Origin of the sequence: Amycolatopsis sp. SID8362 (assembly GCF_010550475.1) — a bacterium.
Taxonomy (GTDB): domain Bacteria; phylum Actinomycetota; class Actinomycetes; order Mycobacteriales; family Pseudonocardiaceae; genus Amycolatopsis; species Amycolatopsis eburnea.
The window spans coordinates 1-8,110 of sequence record NZ_JAAGNB010001377.1 but is presented as its reverse complement, the minus strand read 5'-3'; the positions used below and the strand labels follow the sequence as shown (position 1 = coordinate 8,110).

Here is an 8,110-nt window from a genome sequence, read left to right as displayed (position 1 = left end):
CGTGCCGTCGTCGCGCCGGTACAGCCGCGACGACAGCGGGATGGCACCGTCGCGGGTCACGCGCAGGCCGACGCCGGCGAGCACCTCGCGGCACGCCGAGGGCAGCGTGCAGTCGGCCGGCGCGAACACCGCGAACTGCGGGACGTCGACCGCCAGGGCCTCGTGGTCGTCGAGGGTGGCGAGGACGGCGGTGGCGACCGCGTCCTCGATCCCGGCGACGCGCTCGGGCGTCAGCCGGTCCAGCGCCCGCCACACGCCGTCCACTGTGGACAACCGGGGGCGCACGAGGTCCGCCGCCGCGCTCGTGGCCCACCACTCGCCGATCGGTGTCTCCGGCGCGGTCGCGCGGTGCAGCACCGCGACGGCCAGTGTCGATCCCAGCGACGGCTTCGAGCGCACGACGTCGTCGACGCGGCGGACGAAGTCCAGCCGGGACAGCGTCGCCCACACCGCCGCGACGTCGCCGTACGTCCGGTGCGAAGCCGAGGCCGGTTCGCCGCCCGGGACGGCACGGGCGATCTCGTCGGCCGTGCCGAGATAACGCTGCGTCACCACCCGGGGCTTGCCGTCGACCCGGGCGGACTCCGCCAGGTAGTAGTACGTCCGGCCGCCGATCTTCTTGCCGACCACAGATGCCACCCTTTAGGTAATACACGCCGAACCGGTGATCGACAACCCGCCGAGCGCGCTGACCTGCGACGACGATCACGTCCGTGTCCAACCCCAGCCAGGTGCGGAACGCACACTGGCTGGTCGCGCGAGGACGGTCCTAGCGTGGGTGGAATGGGACCCGAACCCGACGCCACCACCCCGACCGCCTCCGCGATGCGCCGCGCGCTCGCCCGGGCGCGTGACGGGAAGACACTGGACGTCACCGAAGCGGCCGTCCTGCTGCACGCCCGCGGCGACGACCTCACCAAGCTTTCCGAGTACGCCTCCCGCATCCGGGACGCCGGCCTGGCCGAGGCCGGACGCGCCGGCATCATCACCTACAGCCGCAAGGTGTTCATCCCGCTGACCCGGCTGTGCCGCGACCGCTGCGGCTACTGCACGTTCGTCACGGTGCCGGGCCGGCTCGAATCGCCGTTCCTCTCGCCGGACGAGGTGCTCGACATCGCCCGCAAGGGCGCGGAGATGGGCTGCAAGGAAGCCCTCTTCACGCTCGGCGACCGGCCGGAGGACCGCTGGAAGGCCGCGCGCGAGTGGCTGGACGCGCACGGCTACGACGACACGCTCTCCTACGTCCGCGCGATGGCGATCCGCGTCCTCGAAGAGACCGGCCTGCTGCCCCACCTCAACCCGGGCGTGCTGACCTGGCAGGACTTCCAGCGGCTCAAGCCGGTCGCGCCGTCGATGGGCATGATGCTGGAGACCACGGCGACCCGGCTGTGGAGCGAGAAGGGCGGCCCGCACTACGGCTCGCCGGACAAGGAGCCGGCGGTCCGGCTGCGGGTGCTCGAAGACGCCGGACGCAGCTCGGTGCCGTTCACCACCGGTGTCCTCATCGGCATCGGCGAGACGTTCGAGGAGCGCGCGGACGCGCTGTTCGAGATCCGCAAGGTCGCGAAGACCTACGGCGGCATCCAGGAAGTCATCGTGCAGAACTTCCGGGCCAAGCCGGACACGAAGATGCGCGCGACGCCGGACGCCGACCTCGAAGAGCTGGCCGCGAACATCGCCGTCGCGCGGCTGGTGCTCGGCCCGAAGATGCGCATCCAGGCGCCGCCGAACCTGATCGGCAGCCAGTACGACCTGATGATCCGCGCCGGCATCGACGACTGGGGCGGCGTCTCGCCGCTGACCCCGGACCACGTCAACCCGGAACGCGCGTGGCCGCAGATCGACGAGCTCGCCCGCCGCACCGAGAAGGCCGGCTTCGAGCTCAAGGAACGGCTCACGATCTACCCCGAGTACGTCAAGGCCGGCGAGCCGTGGCTGGACCCGCGGATCACCCGGCACGTCGCCGCGCTCGTCGACTACGACACCGGGATGGCGCGCGAAGGCGCGATGCCGGTCGGCATCCCGTGGCAGGAGCCGGACGGCGGCTGGCAGGAGTCCGGCCGCACCGACCTGCACACCGAGATCGACACCAGCGGCCGCACCGAGGACCGCCGCAGCGACTTCGACTCCGTGTACGGGGACTGGAAGGAGATCGGCGACCGGATCAAGACCGGGCCCGCCAAGTTCGACACGGACATCCTGGAAGCCTTGCGCAGCGCGGAAAAGGACCCGGCCGGGCTGTCCGACGACGCCGCGCTGGCGCTACTGCACGCCGACGGCCGCGAGCTGGACGCGTTCACCCGGATCGCCGACGACCTGCGCCGCGAGACCGTCGGCGACGACATCACGTTCGTCGTCACGCGGAACATCAACTTCACCAACGTCTGTTACACGGGTTGCCGCTTCTGCGCCTTCGCGCAGCGTCGCACCGACGCCGACGCGTACACGCTCTCGCTGGAGCAGGTCGGCGACCGCGTCGACGAGGCGTGGGCCGCGGGCGCGACCGAGATCTGCATGCAGGGCGGCATCCACCCGGACCTGCCGGGCACCGCGTACTTCGACCTCGCGGCCGAGGTCAAGCGCCGCCAGCCGGACATCCACCTGCACTCCTACAGCCCGATGGAGGTCGTGAACGGCGCTTCGCGGACCAACCTGTCCCTGCGCGACTGGCTGATCGCGGCGAAGGAGTCCGGCGTGGACTCGCTGCCGGGCACGGCCGCGGAGATCCTCGACGACGACGTCCGCTGGGTGCTCACCAAGGGCAAGCTGCCGACGTCGGAGTGGATCAAGGTCGTCACCACCGCGCACGAGGTCGGGCTGCCGACGACGTCCACGATGATGTACGGCCACGTCGACACGCCGGCGCACTGGGTCGCGCACCTGAAGCTGCTCGCGCGGCTGCAGCGGGAAGGCCTGGAGAAGCACGGCAAGCGCGGGTTCAGCGAGTTCGTGCTGCTGCCGTTCATCCACCAGAGCTCCCCGATCTACCTCGCCGGGCTCGCCCGCGCCGGGGCGACCGTGCGTGAGAACCGCGCGGTGCACGCGCTGTCCCGGCTGCTGCTGCACGGCATGATCGACAACATCCAGAGTTCGTGGGTGAAGCTGGGCGTCGAAGGCAGCCGCGCGGTGCTGCAGGGCGGCGTCAACGACATCGGCGGCACGCTGATGGAGGAGACGATCAGCCGGATGGCGGGCGCGTCGAACGGGTCGTACAAGACGATCAGCGACATGCGCGCGATGGTCGAGCCCCTCGGTCGTCCGCTGGTGCAGCGGACGACGGGGTACGGGCGGCCGAGCGCCGAACGTCTCGCCGCGGCGGAGGCGTCGGACGGTGTCGCGACGGCGGTGCGCAAGCCGCTCCTGCCGCTGCTGACCTCGTGATGCAGTGAATGACTCATTCATGTCGTCTGACGACATGAATGAGTCATTCACGTCGTCCGGTCGCGGGCGCGCTAACCTTCGGCACATGGGGGTTTCTCGCATTGTGCCGCTTTTCGCGCTCGCGTTCCTGGCCGGCTGTGACAGTGCGCCGCTGCCCGCTCCGGTGCCCACAGTGACGCCGAGCCCGAGCCCGAGCTACGCACCGCCGCCGTCGAGCGGGCTGTCCCTTTCGGTCGGACCGGTCGAAGCCGGGCTCGGGCACCGCGCCAGCGTGCTCACGCTGACCAACCGGGACACCCGGCCGCGGCAGGTCACCGGCTACCCGGACCTGAAAGTCCTGGCGGGTGACGGAACACCGCTGGACGTCAAGGTCGAGCACGGAACTTCGTACTTCGCGCGGGATCTCGGCCCGCAGGACCTGACCGTCCAACCCGGCGCGACGGTCGTGGCCGTGCTCGCCTGGTCGGCCACCGTCACCTCCGGCGACACGCGCACGGGTGCGGCAATCTCGGTCGTCCCCGTCCCCGGCGAACCTGAGCAAAAGCAGCCCCTCGACACCGATCTGGGCACCACGGACACCGTCACGCTCAGTTCGTGGGCGACCGAAATCGGCGGCTGATGACGTTGTGTCACCGCTCACAAACCCCCCAGTGAGCTACCGCGATCTGTGCTAACTCTTTCCTTTCACGACCAGGGCAAGCACCGAAGCTTCACCTGCCGAAAGGGACTTCGTTGAGCACCTCCGTGGATACCTTGGGCATGGTCGACACCGAGCGCTACCCGCTCACCGAGCCGGGAAGCGCTGCCTGGCGGGCCGCCGTCGACCGCACGCGCGCGGACCTGGCCGAAGTCGGCTGCAGCGTCCTCGCCGACTTCATCCGGCCGGAACTGCGGGAGGTCCTGCGCACCGAGTGCGCCGAACTCGAACCGCACGCCTACACGAAGATCGAAAAGGTCAACGCCTACAACACCGCGATCGACGAACCACTGCCCGAAGACCACCCGGGCCGGACGATCATGGAACGCGGCAACGCCTTCGTCGCCCGCGACCGCATCCCCGCGTCGTCGATCATCGACCGGCTCTACACCAGCCCGCTGTTCCAGCGGTTCGTCGCCGACTGCTTCGGCCTGCCGGAACTGCACGAGCTGGCCGACCCGCTCGCCGGGCTGACGCTCAACGTGATCGCGCCCGGCCGCGCGCACCCGTGGCACTTCGACACGAACGCCTACACCGTCAGCATGCTGACCCAGGCCGCGGAAGCGGGCGGCACCTTCGAATACTGCCCGGGCATCCGGTCCACGGCGGACGAGAACTTTCCCGCGGTCCGCGCGGTGCTCCGGGAGGACGGCACCCACCCGGTCCAGCGCCTCGACCTCCGTCCGGGCGATCTTCAGCTCTTCCAAGGTCGCTTCGCCTTGCACCGGGTCAGTACGGTGGAGGGCGCGATCGCGCGGCATTCCGCGATCTTCGCCTACAGCGAGCGCCCGGGGGTGATCGGCAGCGCGGAGCGGACCAGGCAGCTGTTCGGCCGGACCCTGCCCGCGCACGTCACCGGACGCACCGTCCGCGGCGACGAACTGCTCGACTAGAGATCAGGAGCCTGGCCCGTGGCCTTCGACTCGACCGGCAAGATCTCGTTCGACCACATCTACACCGCGCCCGACCCGCGCCCGTTCTTCGGGACGCTGCGGCGCGTCGACTACCACATCCCTCAGCTCGCGAAGCCGTACTTCGCGAAGCTGATCGCCGAACACCCCGCCGAACGGCCGACCGTGCTCGACGTCGGCTGCTCCTACGGTGTCAACGCGGCGCTCGTGCGCTGCGACGCCACGATGGACGACCTGTACGCCCACTACACCGACCCGGCCGTGACCGCGCTGGACCACGCGTCGCTGATCGAAGCGGACCGGCGCCGGATCGTCGACGACGGCGGCCCGCGCTTCTACGGCCTCGACGCGTCCGCGCCCGCGCTCGAATACGCGCTTTCCGCCGGGTTCCTCGACGAAGCCATCCACGCCGACCTCGAGCGCGAAGACCCGGACAGCACCCAGCGGAAGCTCCTCGACGACGTCGACCTCGTCGTCTCCACCGGCTGCGTCGGCTACGTCACCGAGAAGACCATCTCGCGGATCGCGCGCGGCGCGCGGCCGTGGATGGCGCACTTCGTGCTGCGGATGTTCTCCTACGAACCGGTCGCCGACAGCCTGGCCGAGCTGGGCTACGAGACCGCAGAAGTCGGCGGGGTGTTCCGGCAGCGGCGGTTCGCCTCCGCCGAAGAGCAGGCACAGATCCTCGACACGCTCGACGCCGCCGGCGTCGACCCGACCGGGCTCGAGTCCGAAGGGTGGCTCTACGCCCGGTTGTTCGTTTCCCGTCCCGAAGGCGCGGACGCCTTGGCTTCCGCGCTCGAAATCCGCGAAGAAGGATGAACGTGAGCAGTCCGGACTGGTCCACCCGCACCTTCGGCAACGAGGAGCGGCTCCCCCGCGTCCCCGTGCCCACGCTGGAGGACAGCCGCCGCCGCTTCCTCGAGTGGTGCGCCCCGCTGCTGACCCCGGACGAGCTGGCCGAAACCGAGGCAGCGCTCGCGGAGTTCCTCGCGGGTCCCGGGCCCGAACTGCAGGCCGCGCTCGAGGAGTACGACCGTTCGCCGGGGGTGCGCAGCTGGCTCGACACGTTCTGGCCGTACCGCTACCTCGGCCGCCGCGACCGGATCGCGCTGAACGCCAACTTCTTCTTCCTGTTCCAGGATTCGCCGCTGGGCCAGGTGGAACGCGCGGCCGAGCTGACCGCGTCCGCGGTGGACTACAAGCTGAAGCTCGACGAGGAGCAGGTGCCGCCGGTGCTGCTGCGCGGCACGCCGCAGTCGATGGTGCAGCACAAGTACCTGTTCTCGGCGACGCGCATCCCGGGCCAGGTGCTGGACACCGCGCGCACGCCGTACCGCGAAGGCTGGGAAGGGCCGTCGCGGGAACGGCACATCGTCGTGTTCCACCACGACACCCCGTTCCGGATGGACGTCATCGCCGGCGACGGCCGCCCGTACTCGCCGGCGCAGCTGGCGGAAGGGCTGCGCGCGATCCTCAAGGACGACCGCGTCGCCGAGGTCCCGGCCGGGCACTTCACGACGAAGGCGCGCGCGGAGTGGGCGGACTCGCGGACGGCGCTGATCGACGCGGGCAACGCGGCTTCCCTGGAGACGATCGAGACCGCGTTGTTCTGCCTGTGCCTGGACGACTTCGCGCCGTCGGACACCCTTGAGGCGGCCGACCGGCTGCTGTACGGCGACAACCGCTGGTACGACAAGGCCGTGTCGCTGATCGTGTTCGAGGACGGCACCGCGGGGATCAACGTCGAGCACTGCGAACTCGACGGCACCACGATCCTCGGCTTCACCGACGCGCTGCTGAGCGGCACGCGGGCGGACCGCGAGCCGGCCACGGGGATCCCGGGGTACGAGCCGGTCGACTTCACGCTGACCGACTCGCTCCGCGAAGACGCGCTGGCGGCCGGAATCGCGTTCCGCGCGTACGCGGACGCGACCGCGACGCAGACGGTGTCGTTCGACTTCGGGGCGAACCGGGCCAAGCAGCTGGGGATGTCGCCCGACGCGTTCGCGCAGATGGCGTACCAGCTGGCGCACCGCCGCGCGAAGGGCCTGACGGGGGCGACGTACGAATCGATCGCCACCCGGCAGTTCCAGAACGGCCGCACCGAAGCGATGCGGGTCGTCACGCCGGAGGTCGTGCGCTTCGCCGACGTCCTGACCGACCCCGCGGCGTCCGCCGAGGAGAAGCGCACCGCGTTCCGCGCGGCGGCGGAGAAGCACGTCGCCCGCGCGAAGGAGTGCCAGGCCGGCGACGCGCCCGAGCAGCACCTGTGGGAGCTGCAGCTGATCGGGAAACGCCGCGGGGACACCACGGAGCCGGCGCTGTATTCGTCGCCGGGCTGGCTGAAGCTGCGCGACGACTACCTGAGCACCAGCTCGGCGCCGTCGGTCAACATCCAGTACTTCGGGTTCGGTTCGACGAGCCCGCAGTGCATCGGCATCGCGTACGTGCTGCTGCCGGACCGCTGGAACATCTACCTGAGCACGCCGAAGCACGTGTCGGCGGAGATGCACCGCTTCGCCGACGAGCTGGCGATCGCGGTGCGGGAGCTGCAGGACCTACTGGCCGAGTAGCCGAGCGCCCCAAGGCGGCCTTGGTTGCGTCTTGCGCACCGAAGGCCGCCTTGGGTGCGTCTGACGCACCGAAGGCCACATTGGGGCGCTTGAGCCGGGCCGTGCGGAAGCTACTGGCCGAGTAGGCGGCGCAGCCACGTCAGCCGGGCGGCCCGCGCCGCCCGGCTGATGCGCGCTTTCGGGGCCAGTGAGTCGAAGCCGTGGAAACCGCCCGGCCACACGTGCAGCTCCGCCTCGCCGCCCGCCTGCCAAAGCCGGGACGCGTACGCCACCACCTCGTCGCGGAACGTCTCCGCCGTGCCGACGTCCAGGAACGCCGGGGGCAGGCCGGACAGGTCTTCCGCGCGAGCCGCGGCGGCATAGGGCGGGACCTCGGCGGTGCCGCGACGGTCGCCGAGGTAAGCGGTCCAGCCGACGTTGTTCGCCGTGCGGTCCCAGAGGCCGCGGCCGTCGAGCTCGATCGCCGACGGGGAGTCGTTGCGGTCGTCCAGCATCGGGCAGAGCAGCAGCTGGCCGGCGAGCGACGGCCCGCCGCGGTCGCGGGC

Annotated in this window: 6 protein-coding genes and 1 pseudogene; 5 read left to right on the top strand and 2 right to left on the bottom strand. The window is 70.6% G+C overall.

Going from position 1 to position 8,110, the window contains the following annotated elements:
- Nucleotides 1-630: pseudogene (locus tag G3I65_RS42390) on the bottom strand (transposase); the annotation flags it as partial.
- A 153-nt stretch (nt 631-783) separates the two neighbouring features.
- On the opposite strand from G3I65_RS42390, the gene G3I65_RS42385 reads away from it, so the two are divergent.
- The 5 genes from G3I65_RS42385 to G3I65_RS42365 all read left to right on the top strand — a co-directional run bounded on the left by G3I65_RS42385 (nt 784) and on the right by G3I65_RS42365 (nt 7,565).
- Nucleotides 784-3,381, top strand: coding sequence for a bifunctional FO biosynthesis protein CofGH (locus tag G3I65_RS42385; protein ID WP_163046849.1), 2,598 nt, complete (start codon nt 784-786; stop codon nt 3,379-3,381).
- Between the two features lie 85 nt (nt 3,382-3,466).
- Nucleotides 3,467-4,000 (top strand): DUF4232 domain-containing protein, encoded by a 534-nt coding sequence (locus tag G3I65_RS42380; protein WP_166641270.1) that lies wholly within the window; start codon nt 3,467-3,469, stop codon nt 3,998-4,000.
- Nucleotides 4,001-4,140: 140 nt separating this feature from the next.
- Nucleotides 4,141-4,971, top strand: coding sequence for an arpA protein (locus G3I65_RS42375; protein ID WP_163046848.1), 831 nt, complete (start codon nt 4,141-4,143; stop codon nt 4,969-4,971).
- A gap of 18 nt (nt 4,972-4,989) precedes the next feature.
- Nucleotides 4,990-5,811: a class I SAM-dependent methyltransferase gene (locus G3I65_RS42370; RefSeq protein ID WP_160701084.1), complete on the top strand. Its 822-nt coding sequence runs from the start codon at nt 4,990-4,992 to the stop codon at nt 5,809-5,811.
- Nucleotides 5,808-7,565, top strand: coding sequence for a choline/carnitine O-acyltransferase (locus tag G3I65_RS42365; RefSeq protein WP_166641269.1), 1,758 nt, complete (start codon nt 5,808-5,810; stop codon nt 7,563-7,565). Before G3I65_RS42370 ends, G3I65_RS42365 begins: the two co-directional genes overlap by 4 nt.
- A 110-nt stretch (nt 7,566-7,675) precedes the next feature.
- On the opposite strand, the gene G3I65_RS42360 is transcribed toward G3I65_RS42365, so the two are convergent.
- Nucleotides 7,676-8,110: alpha/beta hydrolase fold domain-containing protein (locus G3I65_RS42360; RefSeq protein WP_160701082.1), on the bottom strand; the 435-nt coding region annotated here is incomplete at its 5' end.